This is a genomic window from Proteus sp. G2675 (assembly GCF_963886535.1).
GTDB lineage: Bacteria > Pseudomonadota > Gammaproteobacteria > Enterobacterales > Enterobacteriaceae > Proteus > Proteus mirabilis.
This window is the reverse complement of the sequence record NZ_CAWPCB010000009.1, coordinates 150,160-176,577: the sequence shown is the minus strand read 5'-3', so window position 1 is coordinate 176,577 and position 26,418 is coordinate 150,160. Positions and strand designations below refer to the sequence as shown.

Below are 26,418 nucleotides of genomic sequence, written 5' to 3'. Positions count from 1 at the left end.
ATGGTTTAGCAGGCGCATAGATTGCGCCTGCTGCAAAAAGCGTTACAATGCAGACTCTTTCTATTTTCTTATTGCGGAGTTTTCATGTCTGATGACAATTTTTCCCTGCCAACAATCACTCTTGATGAATTTCAGCAAGCACCCTTAACCGCACTTGAAAATAGTAGTAGTGTCGAAGTGTGTGATAATAACCAAACTCCGTTATTTTATTGCCTATCAAAACAGGATTATGACACGCTAATGGGGCGTATTATGGATGCAGAATTAGCCGCCATTGTACTTGAACGTCGCCAAAAGAAACTCGATGAACTGGATTTAGAGTGATTGATTGCAGTGAGGAATAAAGCGGGATAAGCGCTAATTTCTCCCGCTATAGGCGCTTATTTAACTCAGAATGACAAAAGAAACAAACTAACGTTTTTTCTTTTTACGCCCCGGTTGTGCAAAGCGTTTACGCGTATTATTTTCCGTCTCTTTGGCTTTTGTTTTCGGAATATGGATCCCTAACGCTTTCGCATTACTACTTATCTGTTTCTTAGGTTTATTTTGCTTCTGTTTAGGGGCTTCAGAGCTTGATGCTTCAATAGCATCAAATAGCTTTATCAGCTCATCATCCGTTAAGTCACGCCATTCCCCGACAGGTAATCCCGCCAAACTAACATTCATAATACGGATACGTTCAAGCTTGGTGACTTCATAACCAAAATATTCACACATACGACGAATTTGACGGTTTAGACCTTGTACTAAGGTGATACGAAATACCATTGCAGCTTCTTTTTTCACCTTACATTTCTTGGTTTTTTGTCCCAGAATAGGAACACCCGCCCCCATACCGCGAATAAATTCATCAGTAATGGGTTTATCAACCGTGACCAAATACTCTTTTTCATGGGAGTTACCCGCCCGTAAGATTTTATTGACCAGATCACCATGGTTAGTCAAAAAAATCAGTCCCTGAGAATCTTTATCTAAACGACCAATTGGGAAAACACGGGTGCTATGGTTAACATAATCAACAATATTATCTTTCTCACCTTCATCTGTGGTACTGACGATACCTACAGGTTTATTCAGTGCGATCAACACCAGCTCAGAATTATCTTGCGCTTCAATTAATCGTCCATTCACTTTCACTTCATCGCCAGCCGTTACGCGATCGCCAATGCCTGCGCGCTTACCATTGATAAGAACCAGACCTTGCTCGATATAACGGTCGGCTTCACGACGTGAACAGATACCGCTTTCACTGATATATTTATTAAGACGAGTAGATAAATTGGTGTCCATGCTTCCCTCCGTAAACTGCGGAATATACCTCAATTAAGTGACGATAGAAACACTATTAGGTAGACACTAAAGCAGAGATTTCTCACTCCCCATTTCCATGATAAGAAAAAGGTAGAAAAAAAGAGAGATAAAAACAATAAATAACTTAATTTTCAATTAAATAGAGATTTATTATTTAGCACTGTTTATTTTGTGAGGGTAACACAATGTAAGTGCCGCTAAAAACCGCCCCCGTTCCTTCATCACCACAAATATCAACATCTAACTTAATACGTGCTTTGCTTCCTTTCGCTAATCGTCCTAAATCACCACTTAAATTTTCCATATCAGCAACGGCTGACGGCCGACCAGAGACTGGTTTACGATAACGAATATGCGCATCCACCAGCACAATATCGCCTTGCAGTTTATGCTCTTGCATTAACAACCAAATCAGCCCCCAACCGGTCAGTGTTGCTAAAGAAAACTGGCTACCGGCAAAAATAGTATGGTGTGGGTTTTGATTACCGGATTCAGGGATCGTGGTATAAAAACGGGTGCCCGTATATTGCGTAATACGTAACCCCATTTTTTCACTTAGGGGGATATGCTGATGCCACTGTTTTTGTAACTCCGCACACCAATCAGGACGATGGAGAATATCATCTAATGATTCAATACTTTTTTTCATAAAGTAATGTTTGATCGGGGTAGTTTGAGGACCTGTGACTAAACCACAATTCTCATAACCTAATTTTTCAAAGAAACGAACAGACTCTTCTCTGGCGCTACAAACAATACGCTTTACCCCTTCTTGGCGAGCTAAAGACTCTAACGCCATGGCAACTAAAGAGCCTAATCCTTTACCTTGAGCATCCTCACGTACCGCCATAAAGCGGATTGCACCTTCATTATCGGCATTTATATAGAGACGACCAATAGCAACGGGTTGCCCACTGTCATCAACCACCATCTGGTGATGCGCTAAGGTATCATAACCATCTTTTTCGGAGCCTTCGGGCTGATGTAACGGTTTACGAAGCATTTCCCAACGAAAAGTATAATAAGCTGCTAATTCTGCTTGCGTCTTAGGGGTTCGTAAATGATACATAGTAAGCTCCTATTATAATTCAACTAGACCTGCAACCAGAATGTTACTGGGCCATCATTAGTCAGGGTGACCTGCATATCAGCAGCAAATTGCCCTGTTTGGGTTTCTAAACCTTGTTGCTTACACTGCTCAACAAAATAGTGATATAAATTTTCAGCCATTTCAGGAGGCGCTCCGTTAGAAAAACCCGGTCTCATCCCTTTTTGGGTTTCGGCAGCCAGTGTAAATTGCGATACGACTAATAGGCTACCACCTGCTTGTTGTACATTCAGATTCATTTTGTCATTTTCATCACTGAAAATACGATAACCACACACTTTTTTACACAATCTTTTTGCTTTCTGTTGGTTATCGTCTTTTTCTACTCCTAATAGCACGAGTAAGCCGTGATTAATGGCGCCAACAGTCACACCGGCAATATCGACTTTCGCTTGTGTCACTCTTTGGATTAACGCAATCATACTGTATTCCTGATTAACACCGAATATGTGTTTATAAAAAAGGATAACAAATTCAATTAATTGTTATCCTATTACAACGTTATTCTGTTACTGGGAGAGTAAAATCATGATCTTTAAAGTATTCAACAATCGTATTTTTATCTACGACATGAACGCCTTGAATACCTAGCGCAATGGCTGCATCGACATTGGTTTGTAAATCGTCAAAGAAGACAGCATCTTGTGCTTCAACGCCTTCGGACTGTAGCACATATTTATACACTTCAGGATCTGGCTTTCTCATACCGATATCTTGGGATAAATAGAGAAAGTCCGCTGAAGCGGCGATTTCAGGATAGTGCTGAGGCCAATAATCTTGATGTAATCGATTAGTATTTGACAATACCACCACACGATGACCTTGCTCTCTTAGCTTATTCATTATATCTATGACTTCTGGGCGAACAGCGATAAAAATAGCCTGCCATCCTTCCGCAAACTGTTCAAAACTCAGTCCAATACCAAGCTCAGCACAGACAGCTTCTGCAAATTCTATATCCGTAATATTGCCTCGTTCGTGTAATTTAAAGGTTTCCCCAGTCGTAAAATTATCTTTTATACTGGCTAATGGAACCCCACTGAGTTTACTCCACACGGCAAAAACACGATTGAAATCAATATCGATAATCACATTACCCATATCAAAGATATAAAGCATAAATTCTCTCCATAATAGAAAACTCGTTTTACTTTAATCATAAATTGCTTGAGTGAATAGGCTTAAACGATAAAAAATACCAAATTCACACCTAATTTTTTGAAAAACATAAAACCAGAAGGGGAAGAGACGAAAAATAAGACGAGAAGCATCCTTATCTATAAAGGAATTGCCATGTGATGATAAGGTACTCTCTCCCCATTTATTTTCCTATGATTTTAAAATCATCATGCAACTGTGCCCAATGTAATACTAATTTCTCTTTATGCTCATCAAGCATTTAAAATGCCATGTAGCTGAATATTAAGGCCTTCCACTTTCTCGATTTGTTTATTCATACCTTATTCCTCTGTTTTAAACCAAAAGTCGAGATCATCCCCATCATCTTTCAAATCAATTTCGCTTTTATTCGCTATCACAGTACTTGCAATCATAGGGTTTATAATTAGAATTTTTAGCCTTAATTGATAACTCTAAATCTAGTCCTTCTAATACTCTTAATAAGCTAGCATTATAGGTATATCAGCGTATTATCCGAACTCACTTATCCATGCTAATGCACAACCATATGAAGATATTACTATTAGATATGAGAGTATATCTTGGGATCACATTTGTGCAGGAATGTCAGGTGATAGTATTAGTCAAAACATTTAAGATTTCTCAACAAAAAGTGATGTGGTTCTTGATTTTTCATCAATAGATATTTTTATATGTATATTATCTTTAACCCATAGCTCTTCTTTATAGAAATCATCATATGTCAAGGTGAATCCATTTTTAGATAGATTATCAATAAGAGCTATGTTCTTTTCAGGTTTTATATTAAAAAAAATAACATCATTGGACTCATTTGAATTTCCATCGATGGGTCTATAGATAATGATATATTCATCTGATATAAAATCTATTTTTTTCACCTCATCAAAAGTGTATAGGTAATAATAAACAAAATTTAGCTTGGTATATTCTCTGTCACCAGGAAACATCAGTAAAATGATGGTCGTCATTAAAGATAAAACCAATAATATTGGAAAAACAAAAAATTTATTCAATTTTAATCCATTCACTTTCATCTCCAATGTTTATTCCTGTTGTATCTTTTACATGAATTAAAATACTATTATTTCTAATATCTTCTATCGGTTTTACGCGATCCAAATAGCATGGTAATGAAACGAAGTAAGGTCTTGCATTATTTGGATAAATAGCAGGATCAGGAAAAATTAACGGTTTGAAAAGCTTATTTTTATATTTACCAATAGAGCCATAATAATCCCAGCGATGATAAGCCTCTTCTTTACTTAATACTGTTAAATATGTCATTGGGTCTACGTCACTAACATAGTCTCCTGCGGTTAGAACACCCATTAAAGTGGATGCATCTTCACCTTTTGCATGACCTTTATCTATCCATCCAATTTATTTAGTATAGATAAGTCTGCCTCTATCAATATCTGATCTTTTTGTCATTATCACTTATCTTTTGTTATTACATTTTAGTTTTAGATAAGACCGTATTATGTTAAAAAAGCCAGTAAATTACTGGCTTTTTAGTGTTATAAAAATAAAAACGGCAACGCATCCCAAAAATATCAAACATGAGTCCAGTCCTCTATTTTTAGTCCTTCAACTCGTGAAAATTCACGGGTATTATTTGTTACCAATATTGCATTAACCGCGACAGCATGACCAGCAATCGCGCTATCATTATTTCCTATGGGCAATCCCACATCAGATAAGCATTTTTTTATCACGGTAGTTGCGTCTACCGCCGCTTTATCCCATGCCAAAATCGCGTCAACGCGTTCACAGAAAGCATCAACCAAACGATTGTGTTTAGGTGATGCTTTTTTTCCTATTGCTCCAAAGCGCATCTCTGAATAAGTAATCGTTGATATGACAATAGTATCGTGGTTCATTACACATTTCTGAAGTTTTTCGAGCAAAGAAATAGGTTGCTCACGCATGATAAAAGAACAAATGTTTGTATCAAGCATATAGACTTTTTTCACAGAATAACTCGTCCTTCTTCAATAACATCATCGCGTTCAAGCAAGAAATCACTGTCGGCTTTTTCTTCGTTTTGTAATGAAATCCAGTTAGGTTTTACAGGGCGTAAAATAATACAATCCCCATCTCGGCTTATCTCGAGTTCATTGACACCATCAAAATCGAAATCTTTAGGTAAGCGAATGGCTCGGTTACTTCCGTTTTTAAATACAGCTACAGTTCTCGTTCTCATATTAGATACCTCTTACGTTAGCATATGCCAAATATATGCCTTCGTGTGACATATGTCAACATATGCATGGTATGTAAGACCCGAGTACCCGATCAAACACCCAAAACCATACTGAAAGTTTAGAACGGTTTCTGTGCTGTTCAATGGCATTTTTAACATCTCTTTTTTAAACTTAAAAATGCGATTAACGTTTTTAAAAGTAGTCAATGATTTATGAGATATCGGATGAAAGCGAAAAAAGTAAAACCCGAGACTGAGATGCGCAAATGAAAAAGGCTCAACCAAATGGTCAAAAGGAAAAATCGGTTTAGTCCGGCGCAAATAGAACTATGGAAAAAGGAGCAAGAAGACCAAGAACAACGAGATGCCTGGCTTACTGAAAGTGAAGAGGCGATAAAACGTCATATGAAAGACTTATAACGTTTAACATAAAAACCTAATGCCTCAATGTGGTACTAATCAAAACAGAACGAAGCGACAACATCTTCTTGTCTTTGCTTTTCTCCATGATCGGTTATTGTGCCTTAGCTCGTGCAACTAGCTAAGTTGGATACTTCTGGTTAGGTTGGGCTTCTTTCGATGGTGCAATCCAAGAAATCCCTAGTCCGTTAATTGGTGCTCTTATCAGGTACGCACTGTAATTTTTCGATACCGCAAGGGTAGAGCTGGGATCACTTCACAGAAGTAACGGGGTTTTATAAACTCAGGGCGCTTAACGCGCCCTAAGAATTATATTATCAGAATAACAAATTAGTCTTTGCTACGATAAGCACGACGACGATCGTTTTCTGAGAGATGACGTTTACGTAAACGAATAGATTGTGGAGTCACTTCCACTAATTCATCATCATCAATAAACTCTAATGCTTGTTCTAATGTTTGCTTGATATGTGGCGTCAGCGTTGTCGCTTCATCCGTACCAGAAGCACGCATATTTGTCAGTTTTTTACCTGTTAAGCAGTTTACTGTTAAGTCATTAGAGCGAGTATGAATACCAATAACTTGGCCTTCATAAACTTCTGCACCATGAGTAACAAATAACTTACCACGATCTTGTAAGCTATATAGCGCGTAAGCAACGGCTTTACCCTGACCATTAGAGATCATCACACCATTATTACGACGACCGATTTCACCTGGGCGCACATCGTCATAATGACTGAATGTTGCGTACAGTAAACCAGTACCTGATGTCATCGTCATAAACTCAGTACGGAAGCCAATTAAACCACGGCTAGGGATAATGTAGTCTAAACGTACACGTCCTTTACCATCTGGTTGCATGTCGCGCATTTCACCTTTACGCTCACCCATCGCTTGCATCACATCACCTTGGTGCTGTTCTTCAATATCGATAGTGACTTGTTCGAAAGGCTCTTGTTTACGACCATCAATCTCGCGGAAGATAACTTTCGGACGAGATACGGCTAATTCGTAACCTTCACGGCGCATATTTTCAATCAGTACTGATAGGTGTAATTCACCACGACCTGATACACGGAATGCATCTGGATCTTCAGTCTCTTCAACACGCAGTGCTACGTTATGAACTAACTCTTTTTTCAGACGATCTAAAATCTGACGAGAAGTAACAAACTTACCTTCACGACCACAGAATGGTGATGTATTAACACAGAAATACATGCTAACAGTAGGCTCATCAACGGCTAATGCAGGTAATGCTTCCACAGCACCTACTTCGCAAATCGTATCAGAAATATTTAATTCACCTAAACCTGTAATCGCAATGATGTCGCCAGCTTCTGCAACGTCAACATCGATACGCTCTAAGCCTAAATGACCTAATACTTTACCTACTTTACCGTTGCGGGTATTACCTTCGCTATCGATGATAGTCACTTGTTGATTAGGTTTTACTTTACCGCGCTTAATACGGCCAATACCGATAACACCCAGATAGTTATTATAATCTAACTGAGAAATCTGCATCTGGAAGGTCCCCTCCAGATCGACTTTTGGCGGCTCTACATATTTGACGATAGCTTCATATAATGGAGTCATATCATCAGCCATGTCATTATAATCTGTTCCCGCAATACCATTTAATGCTGATGCATAGATAATTGGGAAATCCAGTTGTTCGTCAGTCGCACCTAAGTTAACAAACAGATCAAAGACCTGATCAACAACCCAGTCAGGGCGTGCACCTGGACGGTCAACTTTGTTGATAACAACAATAGGTTTTAAGTTGTTAGCAAACGCTTTTTGTGTCACAAAGCGAGTTTGTGGCATTGGGCCATCCATCGCGTCAACCAGCAATAGAACGCTGTCTACCATAGACATAACGCGTTCTACCTCACCACCGAAGTCGGCGTGTCCTGGGGTATCTACGATATTAATACGATAGTCATTCCATTTAATCGCTGTATTTTTCGCAAGAATAGTAATTCCGCGCTCTCTTTCGAGATCATTAGAGTCCATCACGCGCTCAGCAACGGTTTCACGTTCACCGAACGTGCCAGATTGCTGTAGTAATTTATCGACAATAGTAGTTTTACCATGGTCAACGTGGGCGATGATGGCGATATTACGCAAGTTTTCGATCACAAAATTTGCCTCAGGCATTGTAGAAATAAGCGTGTTATTGTACACGCTTTAGACGAGAGACTAAACAAGATCACAATAATGATTGCTTAACAATATGCAATTAATTGAATTGTGATCCTTTTCACGCCTCAGAAATAAGTCGTCTTGAACCGATCGCACCAAAATTGTGCAACTATTCAGACTTAATTTGCACCAAATTTGTGCAATAATTAAAAAATCACGGGGGATATTCTACACTAAACTTCATCAATACAGTATATATCCCTTTTTAGATAAGTTGGCATGCTTTTCGCAATAGAGTTTAGGTGAGCAAAAAATTCACCGAAAAATGTGTAAGGCCACTGCACTTAATAAAACCATTCGCCAGGAGAGTTACTATGTCCCTTGAACATGTGTTATCCATGATTGAAGAACATAAAGTTAGATATATTGACTTACGTTTCACTGATACCCGCGGTAAAGAACAACATATTACTATTCCGGCGCATCAAGTTAACGATGATTTCTTTGAAGAAGGAAAAATGTTCGACGGCTCCTCTATTGGTGGTTGGAAAGGCATTAATGAATCAGATATGGTGCTAATGCCTGATGCTACAACAGCGATGCTTGACCCATTTTTCCAAGATCCAACATTAATTATTCGTTGTGATGTTTTAGAGCCAGGCACTATGCAAGGTTACGATCGTGACCCGCGCTCTATCTCAAAACGTGCAGAAGACTACTTAAAATCAAGTGGTATCGCTGACACCGTCCTATTTGGCCCTGAACCTGAATTCTTCCTTTTTGATGATATTCGTTTTAAAAATGATATCTCTGGTGCTTCTTATGCCATCAATGATATTGAAGCAGCATGGAATACCAATACACAATATGAAGAAGGTAACAAAGGTCATCGCCCAATGGTAAAAGGAGGTTACTTCCCTCTCCCTCCGGTTGATTCCTCACAAGATATTCGCTCGACCATGTGTAATATCATGGAAGAGATGGGCTTAGTGGTTGAAGCACACCACCACGAAGTCGCAACTGCAGGTCAAAATGAAGTGGCAACCCGCTTTAATACCATGACCAAAAAAGCAGATGAAACTCAAATTTATAAATACGTAGTACAAAACGTCGCTAACGTATTTGGTAAAACCGCGACCTTTATGCCAAAACCTTTAGTGGGTGATAATGGCTCAGGTATGCACTGCCACATGTCACTGTCTAAAAATGGTGTCAATTTATTTGCTGGTGATAAATATGGCGGATTATCTGAAATAGCGCTGTATTACATCGGTGGTATTATCAAACATGCTCGTGCATTAAACGCATTTACTAACCCAACCACTAACTCATATAAACGCTTAGTGCCGGGATTTGAAGCCCCTGTTATGCTGGCTTATTCTGCCCGTAACCGCTCAGCATCTATTCGTATTCCAGTAGTCGCTAGCATGAAAGCACGCCGTATCGAAGTGCGTTTCCCAGATCCTTTAGCTAACCCTTACCTTGCATTTGCAGCTCAATTAATGGCGGGTCTTGATGGTATTATCAATAAAATTCACCCAGGTGATGCCATGGATAAAAACCTCTATGACTTACCCCCAGAAGAAGCTAAAGAGATCCCAACAGTGGCAGGTTCATTAGAAGAGGCGCTTAATGCTCTTGATAATGACCGTGAATTCTTAACCCGTGGCGGTGTATTCACTGATGATGCTTTAGACGCTTATCTTGAGCTATTACGTACTGATGTGCAGCGTGTTCGTATGGCACCACACCCACTTGAATTTGAAATGTATTACAGTGCGTAACGCACAATAGTTAACGTACTTACTTTGCTTATGATTTTTTTGTTGCCGTGAAGCTATTTTGCCCATCTTCGGATGGGCTCTTTTCTCTCTAATGAGGCATCTGTTAATAAATTACGCATCTGTTCATTTATGAAAAAAAAGGTAAGATGCACTAAAATGGTGCAATGGGAGTATTCAATATGGAAACGGCGGATTTACCTGATAACACACTTATTTTGGATTCATTAATCCACTCAGTATTGGTTATCAACCAAGAGTTTATTATTTGCTATGCAAACCATGCTGCATTGCAATTACTGGCTCAAAGTCGTCGCAAATTATTTGAAACCCCTTTTAGCTCACTGTTTAGTTATTCCTCTTTTGATGAACAGTTAATGCGTGAAACATTAGCAAATGGGCAAAGCTTCACTGATAACGAAGTGATTTTGGTTATTAATAACCAATCACACACTATGTCGCTCAGTGCCCAGCCTATTTCCGAACAACACATTTTGTTGGAGCTGGCGCCTATGGATAGTCAACGCCGGTTAAGCCAAGAGCAGATACAACAAGCACAACAAATGGCAGCGAGGGAATTGGTTAGGGGACTGGCACATGAAATTAAAAATCCACTCGGTGGATTACGAGGGGCGGCTCAATTATTAGCAAAATCATTACCTGATCCTGCGCTGACTGAGTATACCCAAGTCATTATTGAACAAGCCGATCGCCTAAGAGCGCTTGTGGATAGGTTACTCGGCCCACAACATCCCGGCACCAAAACCTTTCAGAGTATTCATCATGTTGTAGAGCGTGTTGCACAACTTATCACATTAGAATGCCCTGAAAATGTCACCTTACTCAAAGATTACGATCCTAGTCTACCTGAGCTTTCACACTATCCGGATCAGATTGAGCAGGTCTTGTTAAATATCACCCGCAATGCATTACAGGCAGTGGAGAAAACTGGGGGAACTATTATTTTGCGAACCCGAACAGCGTTCCAAGTCACACTGCAGGGTGAACGTCATCGACTGGTGGCTCGCATTGATGTGATTGATACTGGTGCGGGTATTCCTCCTCATCTACAAGACACGCTTTTTTACCCGATGGTCAGTGGCAGAGAAGGCGGAAATGGCCTTGGTTTATCCATTGCACGTAGCTTAGTCGACCAACACGCCGGTAAAATTGAGTTTACCAGTTGGCCGGGAAATACCGAGTTTTCTATTTACTTGCCAATAAAATAGGAGATAACCAATGCAAAAAGGAAATATATGGGTTGTCGATGATGATAGCTCTATTCGCTGGGTGCTTGAGCGAGCTATTACACGAGAAGGCCTTACATGTAAAACCTTCGAACACGCTAATGACGTCCTCAGTGCACTCAATAGTGAACTTCCCGATGTATTATTATCAGATATTCGTATGCCTGATATTGATGGTTTATCTCTATTAAAAAGCGTTAAAGAGCAACACTCTACGTTGCCGGTTATTATCATGACAGCGCATTCTGATCTTGATGCCGCGGTAAATGCTTATCAGCAAGGGGCATTTGATTATCTCCCCAAGCCTTTTGATATTGATGATACACTTGCACTCATTCATCGTGCTATTACGCACTATCGAGAGCAAAAACAACCTAATACAACAGAAACTAACCTTCAATCTGTCTCTGACATGATTGGCGAAGCCCCTGCGATGCAAGAGGTTTATCGCATTATTGGTCGCCTTTCTCGCTCATCAATTAGTGTGCTTATCAATGGCGAGTCGGGTACTGGTAAAGAATTAGTTGCACATGCTCTTCATCGCCATAGTCCGAGAGCACAAGCCCCTTTTATTGCACTCAATATGGCGGCTATTCCCAAAGACTTAATTGAATCAGAACTTTTTGGTCATGAAAAAGGGGCATTTACTGGTGCATCTCAAGTACGCCAAGGCCGTTTTGAACAAGCAAATGGCGGTTCCCTCTTTCTTGATGAAATTGGCGATATGCCACTGGATATTCAAACCCGCTTATTACGCGTCTTGGCTGAAGGACAATTTTATCGTGTTGGCGGTTATGCCCCTGTGAAAGTCGATGTGCGTATTATTGCCGCGACTCATCAAGACTTAGAAAAACGCGTAATGGAAGGTGATTTTCGTGAAGATCTCTACCATCGACTCAATGTAATACGTATTCAATTGCCCCCACTGCGTGATAGAACAGAAGATATTCCAAGCTTAGCGCGTTATTTTCTCCAAAAAACCGCTCGAGAGCTTGGTGTTGAAACCAAAGTGCTCCACCAGCAAAGTTTACATTGCATGATGGAATACCACTGGTCAGGTAACGTCAGACAATTAGAAAACGTATGTCGTTGGTTAACGGTTATGACCGCTAGCCAAGAGATTATGCCGCAAGATTTACCTCAAGAGATCCGCCAATCAGATGAGAAGAGCAAATCGATACCTCGAGTCTCCTCTCAACATTGGTCACAACATCTTTCATTATGGGCGGATGAGGTATTCAGTGAAGGCAAAGAAAATATTCTTAATGACGCTCTACCGCAATTTGAGCGCACCTTACTACTCAGTGCGCTTTCCTATACAAAAGGCCATAAACAAGATGCTGCTCGTTTATTAGGATGGGGAAGAAATACGCTGACACGTAAATTAAAAGAGTTAGGTATAGAGGAGTTTTAAGTCACTCCCCTCCCTTTTATTTTTGCCCACTAAATCACTCGAGAGAATTGGCGTTGGCGCATTTGATTACGTAAATAAGTATCAAAACACATACAAATATTACGGATCAATAAACGTCCTCTTGGAGTGACCTGAATTTTTTCTGCGCTGATCTCCACCAATCCATCTTCTGCCATTGGTGCAAGCAATGCTAAGTCTTCTTTAAAATAATCTTGGAAATCAAGCTGATATAGATTTTCAATCTCAGTAAAGTTAAGATGGAAATTACAAATCAAGGTCTTAATAACATCGCGACGAATACAATCATCATGAGTTAGAGAGAGTCCACGCCACAACGCATGCCCTTCGCTATTTACGCGAGCATAATACTCTTTTAGCACTTTTTCGTTCTGCGCATAGTGATCACCCAGCATACTGATAGCTGAAACGCCCATTCCCAATAAGTCACACTCTTCATGAGTGGTATATCCTTGGAAATTACGATGTAGAATACCTTGGCGTTGTGCAACCGCTAATTCATCATCAGGCTTAGCAAAGTGATCCATACCAATAAACTGATAACCATTTGTGGTGAGTGTGGTGATAGTCTCTTGCAAGATCTCTAACTTTTCTTCTGCAAGTGGTAAATCTTCATCTTTAATTTTACGTTGTGCGGCAAATAAATTAGGTAAATGGGCATAATTGAACACACTTAAGCGATCAGGGGACAATTCAATCACTTTTTTTAACGTAAAAGCAAAACTTTCTTTAGTCTGTTTAGGTAGCCCATAGATCAAATCAATACTGGTAGAATGAAAGCCCACTTCACGCGCTCTTGCTACTAATGAAAAGATAAATGCTTCATCTTGTTCACGATTAACTTTTTGTTGTACCTCTTTATTAAAATCTTGCACCCCCATACTTAGGCGGTTAAATCCCTCATTGTGTAAATGATCAATAACATCTAACTCAATCTCACGGGGATCAATTTCAATAGAGAGCTCAGCATTTTCCACAAAATGAAAATGTTGTCTTAATAAAGCGACTAAGCGACTAATTTGCTGTTTATCAAGAAAAGTGGGAGTACCGCCCCCCCAATGCATTTGGGTCACTTTTCTATTTTTAAAATAGCGAGCGCGATTAATAATTTCTTTTTCTAAAACATCAAGATATTCATCAGCTTTATGTTTATGGCGCGTGATAATTTTATTACAACCGCAGAAATAACATAACTTATGGCAGAAAGGAATGTGAATATACAGTGACAGAGGTCGTTCGGGATAACGCTTTGTTGCTTGTTCGAAATCCGCATCACTATATTGCTGATTAAATTCCAATGCCGTTGGGTATGATGTGTAGCGCGGACCTGAATAGTTATACTTATGGATCAGGTCAAGATCCCAAATAATTGTTTGTTCTGACATGCTTCTACCTTCCAAAAGTGAACCGCCGATGTGCCATACCAGCCAACAGACATTATGACCACCAGAAATAATAGTGTAACCAATAAATGCTTAACTGAACACGAGAGAAAAAAAGATCCTGTTTTTGATCTTTTCACTCTATCTGTAAATAATCACTCAAGTAAAAAATATGATATAGATCACATTAAACGGAAATAGTATTACTGTTAAAATTTATTTATGAATAAATTAAGTTTATTCAATATGTTAGTAGCGCATTTTAATGACACATCTTTTTTCGATTATTTTTATAACACATTAAAAAAAATATATTACTCAAAATACACTTTAAAATAAATAAATATATCGTTTTATTAATTTTATTATATTTTTATTCTCTCATAATTCGATAGTTATAATTATAATGATAATTAGCCCTTTACCTAATTTATAATATTACATACTCTATATTTAAACATTGATTAATATCCAATTAAGTCGTGTTTTGATTTAAATTTGAGGCTCAGTAAAAGAATAAAGGTCGCTATATTACAAGGAAAGATAGCACTCCCCATTACCTTTTCGCATTCATTCTGATATTTCTCTTATTTAATCGTCTCTTTATATATTCCGAATTAAGGATTATGCGCCACGGAAGGAAATGGACAATCAACCAAGGATGGTTAGTTCTCTGCGATATATCATTTCCCCCCCTTAATGTTTCACTCTCAAATCAGTAGTCGCACGCTGTTTATATAAAATGCAGATAAAATCGCCCAATATAAATAAGAATAATTATTATTTATAATAGATAAATAAAAACGCGGCTTATATTTACAATATAAACCGCGTCTTTTAAAAGAGTAATCACTATAACAAACTGTTATTGTCCCTCTTTTTCATAGTGGGGAGAGCGAGGACCATATAAGATCCCATTGGCATGTCCAGCAGAGAGTAAACGCACACTTGCTACTCCTGCAATTTCGTGACTTTTATCTGCAATAGTATCAACAATTTGAGTCACTACTGCAGAAACTAACATGCCCACCAAACCATTCGATGCTGTATCCCCTTCTGCACTCGATGCACTGGCATGTCCACTCCACAGTAAGGCACCATTACGTAAATCAACCAATTTAGCACTGGCACTGACACGCGTCTCACTGGCGATCACTTGATAAGAAGTACCATATTGGGTGACATCCAAATAGAGCACAGAATCCGCACCAAAAATCTCACGTAACTTACTAGGACTCACCGCTTGGATATCGCTTCCTGTTGACAAACCATTTTGTTTAAAGGTCTCTTCAACAACGGCGACAGGAAAAACATAATAGCCAGCTTCCGCCAAAGGATAAGTCACTTGAGATAAAAAACTATGGGCAGCTTCTACTTCTGGAGTCTGATTTTTAGGTAACAGCACTAAAATGCTTTTTGGTTTACTTGCTTTAAAGGCGGTATAGTCTGTTTTGACTGGCTCTGCACATCCTGATAACACAAAAGCAAATGCCACAAAAACTAACGTTAAAATGCGATTCATTTTTGTGCTCCCTTATTTTTCATCAGAAAATCCATAAACTTTGCTGATTCAGGATAAAGGGTTTTCTCCTGATCAAACTCACTCATGGCTAAGTCTAATGCGCCAGTGGTCACATATAACATGCCCAAATGTGCATGTAACCCCGGTGGAACGCCTAATGATTTCGCTCGGGCAACCTCGATGCTTTTTTTCAATGCATCGATTTGCGCATGAGGATCACTTTCACTTTGTTGATAATATTGATATACCACCGTTTGATAACTATCCCAGTTATAAAGAGGCTTTGGCGCTTGGCACCCAACCAATAACAACGAGGCAAATAGCAACCCCAGCAATGATTTTGACATTTTTATATCCTTATAAAATTGGGGTTACTGCTCAGGCTGCCAAGCATGGCTTTCAATCCCTGCAACTAAATTATTCACCGCTTCACGAATGGCTAAATCAAGCACTTTACCATTAAGTGTTGAGTCATAACTTGCTGTGCCACCAAAACCAACAATCTCACGATTAGAAAGCTCGTATTCCCCCGCACCTTGCGTAGAGAACACCACTTCAGAGGTATTCACATTCACAACATTTAAGTTCACTTTGGCATAAGCAACTTGGGTTTTTCCACGTCCTAAGATACCAAATAGTTGGCGATCACCTACTTCTTTGCGACCAAACTCTGTCACATCACCAGTAATAACGTAAGTTGCGCCTTTTAATTGCTGACTTTGGCCTTTAATCTTCGCTTCTTGTGTTAACTCCGTTAAGTTAGCGCGATCTAAAACATTAAAACGGCCTGTTTGTTGTAAATGTGTAATTAAAATCGTTTTAGATTGATTACCCAATCTATCCACACCATCAGAAAAAATACCATTCATGTAATTAGAACGGTTATCAAACTTACCAATAGCAATGGCACTCTTAGGTCCTGAGTAAGTCGTATTATAGGTAGCCACTTTAGCAACCTCTAAAGAGCGAGAAGATTCTGAGGCACAACCTGCTAGTAATGAAGCAGAAAGTAAAACTACCCCTAATGATAATTTATTAAATGTCATTTTCATCATCCAATATCGGTGAAATAAACCTATCGTCATTGATTTTTGTTGTGCAAATCCTATGACGAACAATAAAATAAGATAAATTTTAATTTACGTTTCTATTTTACCCACCATTAAACCATAACAGTAGTAAGGTTAATAATGGGATCAACTTATTTTTAATATAAAATTAATCACCCATAGGGAAAATAGAAAAATGTTGATAAAAGAAACAACAAATGAATATAAAGATAAAATACGTCATATTCTATCTATTATATTAGCAATATACCTTAAGTTAGATAAAAGCAGACTCAGACAAAAGACTAAAAGTATATTTTATATTAACAAAATAATTTAATTGCTGATTACTTTTGGCTTTTTATTCACCAAACCATAGACTGAGTGAATAGTTATGAAACGTGAAGTAATAAAATTTATTACTTCACGTTGATATTGATGGCTACCTGTAAGATATTAGCGTTTTTTACCAAATGCTGCGGCCAATGCATCGCTCATCGCACTATTACCTGCATTGTTACCCGTATTTGATTGGCGGTTTCTGGTCGGTTTTTGCCCGCGACTATGTTTAGAAGCATTATCCTTAGTCACTGACTGGCGTTTATGATCACTATCAGCAGCCACTTCATCTAAACGCATGGTTAACGCAATACGTTTACGCGGTAAATCGACTTCAAGGACTTTTACCTTCACAATATCGCCGGTTTTTACCACAGTATGGGGATCTTCAACAAATCTATCCGACAGTGATGAAATATGCACTAATCCATCTTGGTGTACCCCAATATCTACAAAGGCACCAAAATTAGTCACATTAGTTACAGTACCTTCCAATATCATACCACTGACTAAATCATTCATTGTTTCAACACCTTCGGCAAAGGTGGCTGTTTTAAACTCAGGACGAGGATCACGCCCCGGTTTAGCAAGCTCCTTTAAGATGTCATTAATGGTAGGTAAACCGAACTGCTCGGTGACAAATTCTCTGGCATTGATTTGTGAAAGTAATGCACTATTGCCCATGACTTGATCAATTTTTTGATGTATTGATTGCAAGATATTTTCAACAATAGGATAGGCTTCAGGGTGAACCGTTGAGGCATCAAGTGGATTTTTACCATCACGAATACGTAAAAATCCCGCACACTGCTCAAACGCTTTAGGCCCTAAGCGCGCCACTTTGAGTAACTGTTTTCTATCCACAAAACGGCCATTTTCATCACGCCAAGCAATAATATTTTGAGCAATAGATTGGCTAAGCCCCGCCACTCGCGTCAATAGCGGTACAGAAGCTGTATTTAAATCAACACCGACACCATTTACACAGTCTTCAACAACAGTGTCTAATTTTTTTGCCAATAATATTTGGCTCACATCATGCTGATATTGACCCACCCCGATAGATTTAGGGTCAATTTTTACCAATTCCGCCAATGGATCTTGTAAGCGACGAGCGATAGAAACAGCGCCACGAAGAGAAACATCCAGATCCGGAAATTCTTTCGCTGCCAGCTCTGATGCCGAATAAACCGATGCCCCCGCTTCGCTCACGATCACTTTTTGTGCTTTAACTTCTGGGTAGCGTTTTACTGTATCAGCAAAAAAGCGCTCTGTTTCACGTGATGCAGTACCGTTACCAATCGCCACTAATTCTACATTATGCTTAATACATAATGCCGCTACACTAGCAGCGGCTTTATCCGCTTGTCCGGTATGAGGATAAATAGTATCTGTCGCAATCAGCTTACCGGTACTATCCACCACCGCGACTTTAACCCCAGTACGTAAACCAGGATCTAGCCCCATCGTAGCTCGCATACCTGCAGGTGCGGCCATTAAGAGATCTTTTAGGTTACGTGCAAACACATTAATGGCTTCATCTTCCGCTTTCTCACGTAACTGACCCATTAACTCAGTTTCAAGATGCATTAACACTTTTATACGCCAAGTCCAACTGACAACGGCTTTACGCCAACTATCCGCGGGTTGATTATTAAGATGTAAACCTAAATGCTCCGTAATCAACTGTTCGCCATAGCTCTCTTTGGGGGCTTCTTCGAATTGTGGATCAGGATTAAGTGATAACTGCAAAATACCTTCATTACGACCACGAAACATCGCTAATGCACGGTGAGAAGGTACATGAGCAATCGGCTCATGAGTATCAAAATAATCGCTAAATTTAGCGCCTTCTGCTTCTTTTCCGTCAACAACTTTGCTAACAAGATGCGCATTTTTCCATAAATATTGGCGAACTTTAGCTAATAATCCAGCATCTTCTGCAAAGCGTTCCATTAAGATATAGCGAGCCCCATCTAAGGCTGCTTTACTATCATCTATTCCTTTTTCAGGGTTGATATATGCACTTGCTGCGTCTTCAGGAGTATGTTGTGGTTCATTCCATAACAAATCAGCTAATGGCTCTAAGCCATTTTCAATTGCAATTTGCCCACGAGTACGACGTTTCGGTTTATAAGGAAGGTAGAGATCTTCAAGTTCTGTTTTACTTTGCGTCTCATTAATCGAAGAGCGTAATTCTTCTGTGAGTTTCCCCTGCTCTTCAATTGATTTTAAAATAGTTTGGCGACGATCATTGAGTTCCCGTAAGTAACTCAGGCGGGTTTCCAATTGACGAAGCTGAGTATCATCTAACCCACCAGTTACCTCTTTTCGGTAACGGGCCACAAAAGGCACCGTATTCCCTTCATCCAGTAACGTAATGGCCGAAAGTACTTGCTGGGGCTTTACTGATAGCTCTTGTGCAATAATTCGGCTTAATGATTCATTCATAATATATTTACCTACCGAGAGGAGTGGTTAAAAAAGATGGCTATTATACACGCGCAATAAGAAAAAAATTCCGCTTATTATAGGCCAAGCATGACATTTATGAGGAAAATAACAGATTATTCTGTGATTCGCGCTATAGTATCTGTATGAAATTCAATGTTGATGATCGTATTTATTGGTAATGGCAAAAAGTAACTATATTACTCGTGATGGCTGGCATGCCTTGGATAAAGAGCTAAAATATCTTTGGAAAGAAGAGCGTCCTCGCGTCACTCAATCGGTCTCTGAAGCAGCGGCTCAAGGTGACCGTTCGGAAAATGCTGAATATATCTATGGTAAAAAAAGATTACGTGAAATAGACCGACGAGTTCGTTTTTTATCCAAACGTCTTGATGAATTAAAAATTGTTGACCCAGATCCTCGTCAAGAAGGAAAAGTGTATTTTGGCGCTTGGGTAACCCTTGAAGACGATGATGAAAACATTAAGACATTTAGACTAGTCGGCCCTGATGAATTTGACCCAGCAAAACAGTGGATTTCTATTGATTCCCCTGTCGCGAGAGCGCTGATCGGTAAAAAAGTGGATGATGAAGTTAGCGTGCAAACGCCAGGTGGCATCGTTAATTACTGCGTATTATCTATCAAATATTATTCGGAATAAGATAAATAAATAGTGTGATATTCTAAGATACAAAGTCAGAACAAGTTTTGCCTATAAATCATTAATATTTATTCTTTGTTTTTGGTTTAATATTCTTATCAATGATAGAATTCGCTAATAAAAGCATTTGCACTTCGGGAGCTTAAAGATGCAAGACAGTTATAAAGTGCTGATTGTGGATGATGATTTACGTCTACGTTCACTATTAGAGCGCTATTTGACAGAGCAGGGTTTTCAAATCCGCACCGCGGCAAACTCCGATCAAATGGATCGTTTACTTACTCGCGAATCTATCCATCTTATTGTCCTCGACTTAATGCTTCCTGGCGAAGATGGCTTATCTATTTGTCGTCGCTTGAGAAGCCAAAACAATCCTATCCCTATTATTATGGTGACTGCCAAAGGGGAAGAAGTTGACAGAATTGTCGGACTTGAAATTGGTGCTGATGATTATATCTCAAAACCATTTAACCCAAGAGAGCTATTAGCCCGTATTCGTGCGGTGCTTCGTCGCCAAGCCAACGAACTACCGGGAGCACCTTCACAAGACAATGCGATTGTCTCATTTGGTAAATTTAAGCTTAACCTCGGTACGCGGGAAATGTTCCACGAAGATCAACATATGCCTTTGACCAGTGGTGAATTTGCCGTATTAAAAGTCCTTGTTTCACATCCCCGAGAGCCATTATCACGTGATAAATTAATGAGTCTGGCGCGAGGTCGTGAATATAGTGCGATGGAGCGTTCTATTGATGTGCAAATTTCTCGTTTACGTCGCATGATTGAAGAAGATCCCACCCATCCTCGCTATATTCAAACGGTTTGGGGACTGGGTTATGTCTTTGTACCTGATGGAACGAGCGTATCATAATGAGAAGGCTGAGGCTTTCACCCCACAATAAGCTCACTCGCTCTCTATTTCTGGTTATCTTATTACTTTTTTTTAGCTTGATAGCCAGTTATGTTGTTGTACAGCATCTTATTGTCGGGCCAAGCCTCCAGCAATTTAATAAAGTATTAGCGTATGAAATTCGTACGCTAGTACCAGAAGAACTGATCTTAGTCGATGGCACCCCACTTAAAATTTCTCCCGCTCTACGTAATAAAATTTACAACGAGTTAGGTATCTCATTTTTTGATAAAGACGCCGCTTTAAAAGCCGGTTTAGAGTGGGCAAGAGAAGATTTAGAACTTAGCCAGCAGATGACGGATTATCTCAATAGTGATACGACGATTTGGCTAGAAAACACCCTAGAGTATCCTATTTTATGGATTAATACCCAACTCTCACCCACGCTATGGATACGCGTACCACTTACCGAATTAGGGCAAAATTTCTTATTACCCGTTTATCGGCAAGCCATTATTTTTATCATCATCGTAGTGGCATTTTTCTGGTTATATAACCGTTTTCAAAATCGTCCATTGCATGAAGTTGAATATGCAGCACGACGCATTGGTAAAGGGGTGATCCCTCCGCCAATACCTGAATCTGGCACTGCTGAAATGCGTTCAATTATTCGAGCATTTAATCAAATGTCATCAGATATTCGCTCATTAGATAATGATAGAACACTGGTGATGGCAGGGGTAAGCCATGATTTACGCACTCCGTTAACGCGTATTCGTCTTGCTACAGAAATGATGAGTCCTGAAGATAGTTATCTTGCTGATTCTATCAATAAAGATATTGAAGATTGCGATGCCATTATCGGTCAATTTTTAGACTATATGCGCACAGGCAAAGAGATGTCTTTAGAATTATGTGATATGAATGGTCTATTGCGTGAAGTGATCTGCGCTGAATCTAACTCAGGCAAAGTCAGCGAAGAGCATTTATACCCTTATCCTATCAATATCACAGCAAACCCAATTGCCGTCAAACGGGCGCTTACCAATATGATTGTTAATGCCACACGCTACGGACATGGTTGGATAAGCATCACAAGTAATCAAAATGAAGAATATGCTTGGTTTCAAGTTGAAGACGATGGTCCAGGCATTGCCAAAGAAGATAGACAACGTTTATTCCAACCCTTTGTTCAAGGGGAACAAGCACGAAGTTCAACCGGTGCGGGTTTAGGTCTATCTATTATTCGTCGGATCATGGATGCCCATGGTGGCTTTGTCGAACTCGGCGATAGCACGAAAGGCGGGTTACTTATCCGTGCCAACTTTCCGTTAAAAGTACAAGAAGACGAAGATGATTAATATCCTCACTTTTTAACGTTAACGCCCTTCTTATTCTTTCTCACCTATTTTTATGCATTATTTTCACTCTTTTTCTGCTTTGTCATAAAACTGTCACAATTAAGACATTTAATTGTCATCTAACTAACCTATTGTCTGTGCGTACCGTAACCGAAGTTGATAGATGTCGAAAAGTTATTCTACCTATCCCACAGGAGGGATTATGAAACTGATGCGTACCACCCTGACCAGTGTCATTGCCGCTGCACTTTCAATGACGGCTCTTTCTGCACAGGCAACGACCTCACTGACTGGTGCTGGCGCAACGTTCCCTGCTCCAGTTTATGCAAAATGGGCAGATAGCTATCAAAAAGAAACTGGCAACAAAGTTAACTACCAAGGCATAGGCTCTTCTGGTGGTGTAAAACAGATCATTGCTAATACTGTCGATTTTGGTGCTTCTGATGCACCATTAGCTGATGAAAAACTCAAGGCTGACGGTTTATTCCAATTTCCAACTGTCATCGGTGGTGTGGTGATGGCAGTCAATATCTCAGGTATTAAATCCGGTGAGCTTGTCTTAGACGGTGAGACTATCGGGAATATCTACTTAGGCAAGATCCAAAAATGGAATGATCCTGCTATAGCTAAACTAAATCCAAAACTCAATCTACCTGACCAAAACATTGCTGTTGTTCGTCGTGCTGATGGTTCAGGCACATCATTCGTTTTTACTAGCTACTTATCTAAAGTAAATAGCGCATGGAAAGATGAAGTAGGCGCAGGCTCTACCGTTAAATGGCCTACTGGCTTAGGTGGTAAGGGAAATGATGGCATCGCAGCCTTTGTTCAACGTCTACCAGGCTCAATTGGTTATGTTGAATACGCTTACGCAAAACAAAACAATCTTGCATATACTCAATTAGTCACTGCAGATGGCGAAGTTATTCCTCCTACTGCCGATAGTTTTAGCGCAGCAGCGAGAAAAATTGATTGGAGTAAGAGCTTTGCACAAGACCTAACGAATCAAAAAGGCGAAAATGCCTGGCCAATTACTTCTACTACCTTCATTTTAGTGCATCAAACGCAAAAAGATGCGGCTAAAGGAAAAGAAGTACTGAATTTCTTTAACTGGGCATATGAAAAAGGCAATGATGAAGCGAAAAATCTTGATTACGCCGTATTACCAAAAGAAGTGGTAGAACAAATTCGTGCCGCTTGGAAAACAAGCATCAAAGACAGTAATGGTAAACCAATTTACTAACCAAAGGGTTACCATTAAAAAATAGATTAACGTTCACCCCCTGCAACACAGGGGGTAATAAATTAAAGAGGCTTTATGGCCGAGCATACAACGGTAATAAAGGCCCCGAGTAAACGAGGGGACGTTATTTTTAGCGCACTAGTTCGACTAGCTGCGTTAATTACACTTTTGCTTTTAGCAGGTATCATTGTTTCACTGATTTTCGCCTCATGGCCAAGTATTCAACAATTTGGTCTGTCATTCTTGTGGACGAAAGAGTGGGATCCACCCGCACAGGAATTCGGTGCTTTAGTACCAATTTACGGTACTGTCGTTACCTCAATTATTGCCCTGATCATTGCGGTTCCGGTGAGTTTTGGTATTGCACTCTTTTTAACAGAACTGGCACCCAATTGGCTAAAGCGCCCATTGGGTATCGCTATTGAGTTATTAGCCGCTATTCCAAGTATCGTTTATGGTATGTGGGGACTCTTTATCTTTGCGCCGCTCTTTGCCACATACTTCCAAGAGCCTGTTGGCAACGTGCTCTCATCAGTCCCTATTGTCGGTGAGTTATTCTCTGGCCCTGCGTTTGGTATCGGTATATTAGCAGCAGGGGTTATCCTCGCAATTATGATCATCCCTTATATCGCGTCTGTAATGCGTGATGTATTTGAACAGACCCCGGTGATGATGAAAGAATCCGCTTACGGTATCGGCTGTACCACATGGGAAGTGATTTGGAATATCGTTTTACCTTATACCCGAAACGGTGTGATAGGTGGTGTGATGCTTGGATTAGGTCGTGCGCTCGGGGAAACTATGGCAGTGACCTTTATTATCGGTAATACCTACCAGTTAGACTCTGCATCACTCTTTATGCCGGGCAATAGTATTACCTCTGCATTAGCCAACGAATTTGCCGAAGCAGAAACGGGCCTTCATACCGCTGCATTAATGGAATTAGGTCTGATTTTATTTGTCATTACCTTTATCGTCCTTGCGATTTCTAAGTTTATGACACTACGTTTATCTAAGAATGAAGGAGCACGTTAAGATGGCTAAAACATCCTCTTCTTCATTACAAGTTCAAACAGAAAAAGAACTGCATATACGCCATAAACGCCAACTTTGGCGTCGTCAAAAAAACCGTATCGCACTGTTTTTATCTGTCTCTACCATGGCATTTGGTCTGTTCTGGTTAATGTGGATCTTGTTTTCTACAGTAACCAAAGGCTTTGATGGCATGTCTTGGGCCTTATTCACAGAAATGACGCCGCCCCCTAACACCAATGGTGGCGGATTAGCTAACGCCATTGTGGGTAGTGGTCTACTTATTTTATGGGCGACGGTCATTGGTACTCCTTTGGGGATCTTAGCGGGTATCTACCTTGCTGAGTATGGACGCCGTTCATGGTTAGCGGAAGTCATACGCTTTATCAACGATATTTTATTATCAGCCCCATCGATTGTTGTTGGACTGTTTGTGTATACCATTGTGGTGGCACAAATGCAGCACTTCTCTGGTTGGGCGGGTATTGTGGCATTAGCGTTATTACAAATACCTATTGTTATTCGCACCACGGAAAATATGTTGAAGTTAGTCCCTGATAGCTTACGGGAAGCGGCTTATGCATTAGGGACGCCCAAGTGGAAGATGATTGCTAAAATCACGTTAAAAGCCTCCGTATCAGGTATTATCACGGGCGTATTATTAGCGATTGCACGTATTGCGGGTGAAACAGCACCACTGCTATTTACTTCACTATCTAACCAATTCTGGAGCACAGATCTAAACGAACCGATAGCCAACTTACCTGTGACTATCTTTAAATTCGCCATGAGCCCTTTCTCACAATGGCAAGAGCTTGCTTGGGCTGGCGTATTACTGATCACCCTCTGTGTTCTATTTATCAATATTATCGCGCGCGTGCTGTTTGCTAAAAATAAGCATGGCTAACGCAGAAAGTTAAGCAAGAGAGAACGTTGAATGACTATGGCTAATGATAACGCTGGAAACAAAATCCAAGTTCGTGACTTGAACTTCTACTATGGTAAGTTCCATGCGCTGAAAAATATCTCATTAGATATTGCCAAAAATAAAGTAACGGCATTTATCGGCCCTTCTGGCTGTGGTAAATCCACTTTACTGCGTACTTTTAATAAAATGTATGAGCTTTATGGCGAACAGCGTGCTGAAGGTGAAATCTTGTTAGATGGCAACAATATTCTGACAGATAAACAAGATATTGCGCTATTACGCGCAAAAGTAGGCATGGTATTCCAAAAACCTACACCATTTCCAATGTCGATTTATGACAATATCGCTTTTGGTGTACGCTTATTTGAAAAACTGTCTCGTGCTGAAATGGACGAACGCGTTCAGTGGGCGCTGACCAAAGCCGCATTATGGAATGAAACCAAAGATAAATTACATCAAAGTGGCTATAGTCTTTCTGGGGGACAGCAGCAACGTTTATGTATCGCACGCGGTATTGCTATCCGTCCTGAAGTATTATTACTGGATGAGCCATGCTCTGCACTCGATCCTATCTCTACAGGTCGTATTGAAGAGCTTATCAGTGAACTAAAATCCGAATATACCGTGGTGATCGTCACCCACAATATGCAGCAAGCTGCACGTTGTTCTGATTACACTGCATTTATGTATTTGGGTGAATTAATCGAGTTCAGTGATACGGATACATTATTTACTCGTCCAGCGAAGAAGCAAACTGAAGATTACATCACTGGGCGTTATGGCTGA

26 protein-coding genes are annotated in these 26,418 nt (G+C 39.9%); 12 read left to right on the top strand and 14 right to left on the bottom strand.

Annotation, left to right across the window (positions count from 1 at the left end):
- Positions 1–84 precede the first annotated feature (84 nt).
- On the top strand, positions 85–324 hold the full coding sequence (locus AACQ49_RS02465; protein ID WP_004246813.1) for a hypothetical protein: 240 nt from the start codon (positions 85–87) through the stop codon (positions 322–324).
- Positions 325–411: 87 nt separating this feature from the next.
- On the opposite strand, the gene rluF is transcribed toward AACQ49_RS02465, so the two are convergent.
- From rluF to vapB, 8 genes are all read right to left on the bottom strand, one after another.
- Positions 412–1,290 (bottom strand): 23S rRNA pseudouridine(2604) synthase RluF, encoded by an 879-nt coding sequence (gene rluF, locus AACQ49_RS02460; RefSeq protein WP_004246812.1) that lies wholly within the window; start codon positions 1,288–1,290, stop codon positions 412–414.
- A gap of 175 nt (positions 1,291–1,465) precedes the next feature.
- Positions 1,466–2,380 carry a fatty acid biosynthesis protein FabY gene (gene fabY, locus AACQ49_RS02455; RefSeq protein WP_004246811.1) on the bottom strand — a complete coding sequence of 305 codons (915 nt, stop codon included), beginning with the start codon at positions 2,378–2,380 and terminating at the stop codon, positions 1,466–1,468.
- A gap of 23 nt (positions 2,381–2,403) precedes the next feature.
- Positions 2,404–2,841, bottom strand: a complete 438-nt coding sequence (gene dtd / locus AACQ49_RS02450) for a D-aminoacyl-tRNA deacylase (RefSeq protein WP_036904836.1) — start codon at positions 2,839–2,841, stop codon at positions 2,404–2,406.
- A gap of 79 nt (positions 2,842–2,920) precedes the next feature.
- A complete protein-coding gene (yihX, locus tag AACQ49_RS02445; RefSeq protein WP_020946398.1) occupies positions 2,921–3,538 on the bottom strand; it encodes a glucose-1-phosphatase in 618 nt (205 codons plus the stop codon).
- 653 nt (positions 3,539–4,191) lie between these two features.
- Complete coding sequence (locus tag AACQ49_RS02440; RefSeq protein ID WP_202611289.1) at positions 4,192–4,614, bottom strand: hypothetical protein; 423 nt, start codon at positions 4,612–4,614, stop codon at positions 4,192–4,194.
- Positions 4,586–4,909 (bottom strand): hypothetical protein, encoded by a 324-nt coding sequence (locus AACQ49_RS02435; RefSeq protein WP_049208253.1) that lies wholly within the window; start codon positions 4,907–4,909, stop codon positions 4,586–4,588. The genes AACQ49_RS02440 and AACQ49_RS02435 overlap by 29 nt, the downstream gene beginning before the upstream one ends.
- Before the next feature lie 224 nt (positions 4,910–5,133).
- Positions 5,134–5,553 carry a type II toxin-antitoxin system VapC family toxin gene (locus AACQ49_RS02430; RefSeq protein ID WP_049256512.1) on the bottom strand — a complete coding sequence of 140 codons (420 nt, stop codon included), beginning with the start codon at positions 5,551–5,553 and terminating at the stop codon, positions 5,134–5,136.
- A complete protein-coding gene (vapB, locus tag AACQ49_RS02425) occupies positions 5,550–5,783 on the bottom strand; it encodes a type II toxin-antitoxin system VapB family antitoxin (RefSeq protein WP_012368535.1) in 234 nt (77 codons plus the stop codon). Before vapB ends, AACQ49_RS02430 begins: the two co-directional genes overlap by 4 nt.
- Before the next feature lie 285 nt (positions 5,784–6,068).
- Between vapB and AACQ49_RS02420 the strand changes: the two genes are divergently transcribed.
- Positions 6,069–6,203 carry a hypothetical protein gene (locus AACQ49_RS02420; RefSeq protein WP_004246803.1) on the top strand — a complete coding sequence of 45 codons (135 nt, stop codon included), beginning with the start codon at positions 6,069–6,071 and terminating at the stop codon, positions 6,201–6,203.
- A gap of 330 nt (positions 6,204–6,533) precedes the next feature.
- Here the strand turns inward: AACQ49_RS02420 and typA are convergent, their stop codons facing one another.
- Positions 6,534–8,369 carry a ribosome-dependent GTPase TypA gene (gene typA / locus AACQ49_RS02415; protein ID WP_004246802.1) on the bottom strand — a complete coding sequence of 612 codons (1,836 nt, stop codon included), beginning with the start codon at positions 8,367–8,369 and terminating at the stop codon, positions 6,534–6,536.
- A gap of 359 nt (positions 8,370–8,728) precedes the next feature.
- Between typA and glnA the strand changes: the two genes are divergently transcribed.
- The 3 genes from glnA to glnG all read left to right on the top strand — a co-directional run bounded on the left by glnA (position 8,729) and on the right by glnG (position 12,796).
- The gene (gene glnA / locus AACQ49_RS02410; RefSeq protein WP_161778877.1) at positions 8,729–10,138 is read left to right on the top strand and encodes a glutamate--ammonia ligase; all 1,410 of its coding nucleotides are present in this window, start codon (positions 8,729–8,731) and stop codon (positions 10,136–10,138) included.
- Between the two features lie 179 nt (positions 10,139–10,317).
- Complete coding sequence (gene glnL, locus AACQ49_RS02405; RefSeq protein ID WP_161778876.1) at positions 10,318–11,364, top strand: nitrogen regulation protein NR(II); 1,047 nt, start codon at positions 10,318–10,320, stop codon at positions 11,362–11,364.
- 10 nt (positions 11,365–11,374) lie between these two features.
- Positions 11,375–12,796 carry a nitrogen regulation protein NR(I) gene (gene glnG / locus AACQ49_RS02400; RefSeq protein ID WP_161778875.1) on the top strand — a complete coding sequence of 474 codons (1,422 nt, stop codon included), beginning with the start codon at positions 11,375–11,377 and terminating at the stop codon, positions 12,794–12,796.
- Between the two features lie 29 nt (positions 12,797–12,825).
- On the opposite strand, the gene hemN is transcribed toward glnG, so the two are convergent.
- The 5 genes from hemN to AACQ49_RS02375 form a co-directional block, all read right to left on the bottom strand.
- Positions 12,826–14,199, bottom strand: coding sequence for an oxygen-independent coproporphyrinogen III oxidase (hemN, locus tag AACQ49_RS02395; RefSeq protein WP_004246798.1), 1,374 nt, complete (start codon positions 14,197–14,199; stop codon positions 12,826–12,828).
- An 862-nt stretch (positions 14,200–15,061) separates the two neighbouring features.
- The gene (locus tag AACQ49_RS02390) at positions 15,062–15,718 is read right to left on the bottom strand and encodes a DUF799 domain-containing protein (RefSeq protein WP_004246797.1); all 657 of its coding nucleotides are present in this window, start codon (positions 15,716–15,718) and stop codon (positions 15,062–15,064) included.
- Positions 15,715–16,065 (bottom strand): DUF4810 domain-containing protein, encoded by a 351-nt coding sequence (locus tag AACQ49_RS02385; RefSeq protein ID WP_004246796.1) that lies wholly within the window; start codon positions 16,063–16,065, stop codon positions 15,715–15,717. Before AACQ49_RS02385 ends, AACQ49_RS02390 begins: the two co-directional genes overlap by 4 nt.
- A 24-nt stretch (positions 16,066–16,089) precedes the next feature.
- Positions 16,090–16,770, bottom strand: coding sequence for a CsgG/HfaB family protein (locus AACQ49_RS02380; protein WP_012368537.1), 681 nt, complete (start codon positions 16,768–16,770; stop codon positions 16,090–16,092).
- A gap of 453 nt (positions 16,771–17,223) precedes the next feature.
- Positions 17,224–19,557, bottom strand: a complete 2,334-nt coding sequence (locus AACQ49_RS02375; protein ID WP_161778874.1) for a Tex family protein — start codon at positions 19,555–19,557, stop codon at positions 17,224–17,226.
- Positions 19,558–19,738: 181 nt separating this feature from the next.
- Between AACQ49_RS02375 and greB the strand changes: the two genes are divergently transcribed.
- The 7 genes from greB (at position 19,739) to pstB (ending at position 26,418) form a co-directional block, all read left to right on the top strand.
- A complete protein-coding gene (gene greB / locus AACQ49_RS02370) occupies positions 19,739–20,218 on the top strand; it encodes a transcription elongation factor GreB (protein ID WP_004246793.1) in 480 nt (159 codons plus the stop codon).
- A 148-nt stretch (positions 20,219–20,366) separates the two neighbouring features.
- Complete coding sequence (gene ompR, locus AACQ49_RS02365; RefSeq protein ID WP_004246792.1) at positions 20,367–21,089, top strand: osmolarity response regulator transcription factor OmpR; 723 nt, start codon at positions 20,367–20,369, stop codon at positions 21,087–21,089.
- Positions 21,089–22,429, top strand: coding sequence for a two-component system sensor histidine kinase EnvZ (gene envZ, locus AACQ49_RS02360; protein ID WP_004246791.1), 1,341 nt, complete (start codon positions 21,089–21,091; stop codon positions 22,427–22,429). The genes ompR and envZ overlap by 1 nt, the downstream gene beginning before the upstream one ends.
- 202 nt (positions 22,430–22,631) lie before the next feature.
- A complete protein-coding gene (gene pstS / locus AACQ49_RS02355; protein WP_004246790.1) occupies positions 22,632–23,672 on the top strand; it encodes a phosphate ABC transporter substrate-binding protein PstS in 1,041 nt (346 codons plus the stop codon).
- A 75-nt stretch (positions 23,673–23,747) separates the two neighbouring features.
- Positions 23,748–24,707 (top strand): phosphate ABC transporter permease PstC, encoded by a 960-nt coding sequence (pstC, locus tag AACQ49_RS02350; protein WP_004246789.1) that lies wholly within the window; start codon positions 23,748–23,750, stop codon positions 24,705–24,707.
- Position 24,708: 1 nt separating this feature from the next.
- Positions 24,709–25,611, top strand: coding sequence for a phosphate ABC transporter permease PstA (gene pstA, locus AACQ49_RS02345; RefSeq protein WP_161778873.1), 903 nt, complete (start codon positions 24,709–24,711; stop codon positions 25,609–25,611).
- Positions 25,612–25,641: 30 nt separating this feature from the next.
- A complete protein-coding gene (gene pstB / locus AACQ49_RS02340; protein ID WP_004246787.1) occupies positions 25,642–26,418 on the top strand; it encodes a phosphate ABC transporter ATP-binding protein PstB in 777 nt (258 codons plus the stop codon).

What these genes read in the sequence shown, in the direction of transcription:
- dtd (WP_036904836.1), bottom strand. Translation starts at nt 2,841, where the DNA reads ATGATTGCGTTAATCCAAAGAGTGACACAAGCGAAAGTCGATATTGCC.
- AACQ49_RS02380 (WP_012368537.1), bottom strand. Translation starts at nt 16,770, where the DNA reads ATGAAAATGACATTTAATAAATTATCATTAGGGGTAGTTTTACTTTCT.
- AACQ49_RS02465 (WP_004246813.1), top strand. Translation starts at nt 85, where the DNA reads ATGTCTGATGACAATTTTTCCCTGCCAACAATCACTCTTGATGAATTT.
- greB (WP_004246793.1), top strand. Translation starts at nt 19,739, where the DNA reads ATGGCAAAAAGTAACTATATTACTCGTGATGGCTGGCATGCCTTGGAT.
- glnA (WP_161778877.1), top strand. Translation starts at nt 8,729, where the DNA reads ATGTCCCTTGAACATGTGTTATCCATGATTGAAGAACATAAAGTTAGA.
- AACQ49_RS02420 (WP_004246803.1), top strand. Translation starts at nt 6,069, where the DNA reads ATGGTCAAAAGGAAAAATCGGTTTAGTCCGGCGCAAATAGAACTATGG.
- vapB (WP_012368535.1), bottom strand. Translation starts at nt 5,783, where the DNA reads ATGAGAACGAGAACTGTAGCTGTATTTAAAAACGGAAGTAACCGAGCC.
- pstB (WP_004246787.1), top strand. Translation starts at nt 25,642, where the DNA reads ATGACTATGGCTAATGATAACGCTGGAAACAAAATCCAAGTTCGTGAC.
- hemN (WP_004246798.1), bottom strand. Translation starts at nt 14,199, where the DNA reads ATGTCAGAACAAACAATTATTTGGGATCTTGACCTGATCCATAAGTAT.
- pstA (WP_161778873.1), top strand. Translation starts at nt 24,709, where the DNA reads ATGGCTAAAACATCCTCTTCTTCATTACAAGTTCAAACAGAAAAAGAA.
- yihX (WP_020946398.1), bottom strand. Translation starts at nt 3,538, where the DNA reads ATGCTTTATATCTTTGATATGGGTAATGTGATTATCGATATTGATTTC.
- AACQ49_RS02435 (WP_049208253.1), bottom strand. Translation starts at nt 4,909, where the DNA reads ATGGGTGTTCTAACCGCAGGAGACTATGTTAGTGACGTAGACCCAATG.
- pstS (WP_004246790.1), top strand. Translation starts at nt 22,632, where the DNA reads ATGAAACTGATGCGTACCACCCTGACCAGTGTCATTGCCGCTGCACTT.
- ompR (WP_004246792.1), top strand. Translation starts at nt 20,367, where the DNA reads ATGCAAGACAGTTATAAAGTGCTGATTGTGGATGATGATTTACGTCTA.
- typA (WP_004246802.1), bottom strand. Translation starts at nt 8,369, where the DNA reads ATGCCTGAGGCAAATTTTGTGATCGAAAACTTGCGTAATATCGCCATC.
- AACQ49_RS02385 (WP_004246796.1), bottom strand. Translation starts at nt 16,065, where the DNA reads ATGTCAAAATCATTGCTGGGGTTGCTATTTGCCTCGTTGTTATTGGTT.
- rluF (WP_004246812.1), bottom strand. Translation starts at nt 1,290, where the DNA reads ATGGACACCAATTTATCTACTCGTCTTAATAAATATATCAGTGAAAGC.
- glnG (WP_161778875.1), top strand. Translation starts at nt 11,375, where the DNA reads ATGCAAAAAGGAAATATATGGGTTGTCGATGATGATAGCTCTATTCGC.
- glnL (WP_161778876.1), top strand. Translation starts at nt 10,318, where the DNA reads ATGGAAACGGCGGATTTACCTGATAACACACTTATTTTGGATTCATTA.
- AACQ49_RS02375 (WP_161778874.1), bottom strand. Translation starts at nt 19,557, where the DNA reads ATGAATGAATCATTAAGCCGAATTATTGCACAAGAGCTATCAGTAAAG.
- pstC (WP_004246789.1), top strand. Translation starts at nt 23,748, where the DNA reads ATGGCCGAGCATACAACGGTAATAAAGGCCCCGAGTAAACGAGGGGAC.
- AACQ49_RS02440 (WP_202611289.1), bottom strand. Translation starts at nt 4,614, where the DNA reads ATGAAAGTGAATGGATTAAAATTGAATAAATTTTTTGTTTTTCCAATA.
- envZ (WP_004246791.1), top strand. Translation starts at nt 21,089, where the DNA reads ATGAGAAGGCTGAGGCTTTCACCCCACAATAAGCTCACTCGCTCTCTA.
- fabY (WP_004246811.1), bottom strand. Translation starts at nt 2,380, where the DNA reads ATGTATCATTTACGAACCCCTAAGACGCAAGCAGAATTAGCAGCTTAT.
- AACQ49_RS02390 (WP_004246797.1), bottom strand. Translation starts at nt 15,718, where the DNA reads ATGAATCGCATTTTAACGTTAGTTTTTGTGGCATTTGCTTTTGTGTTA.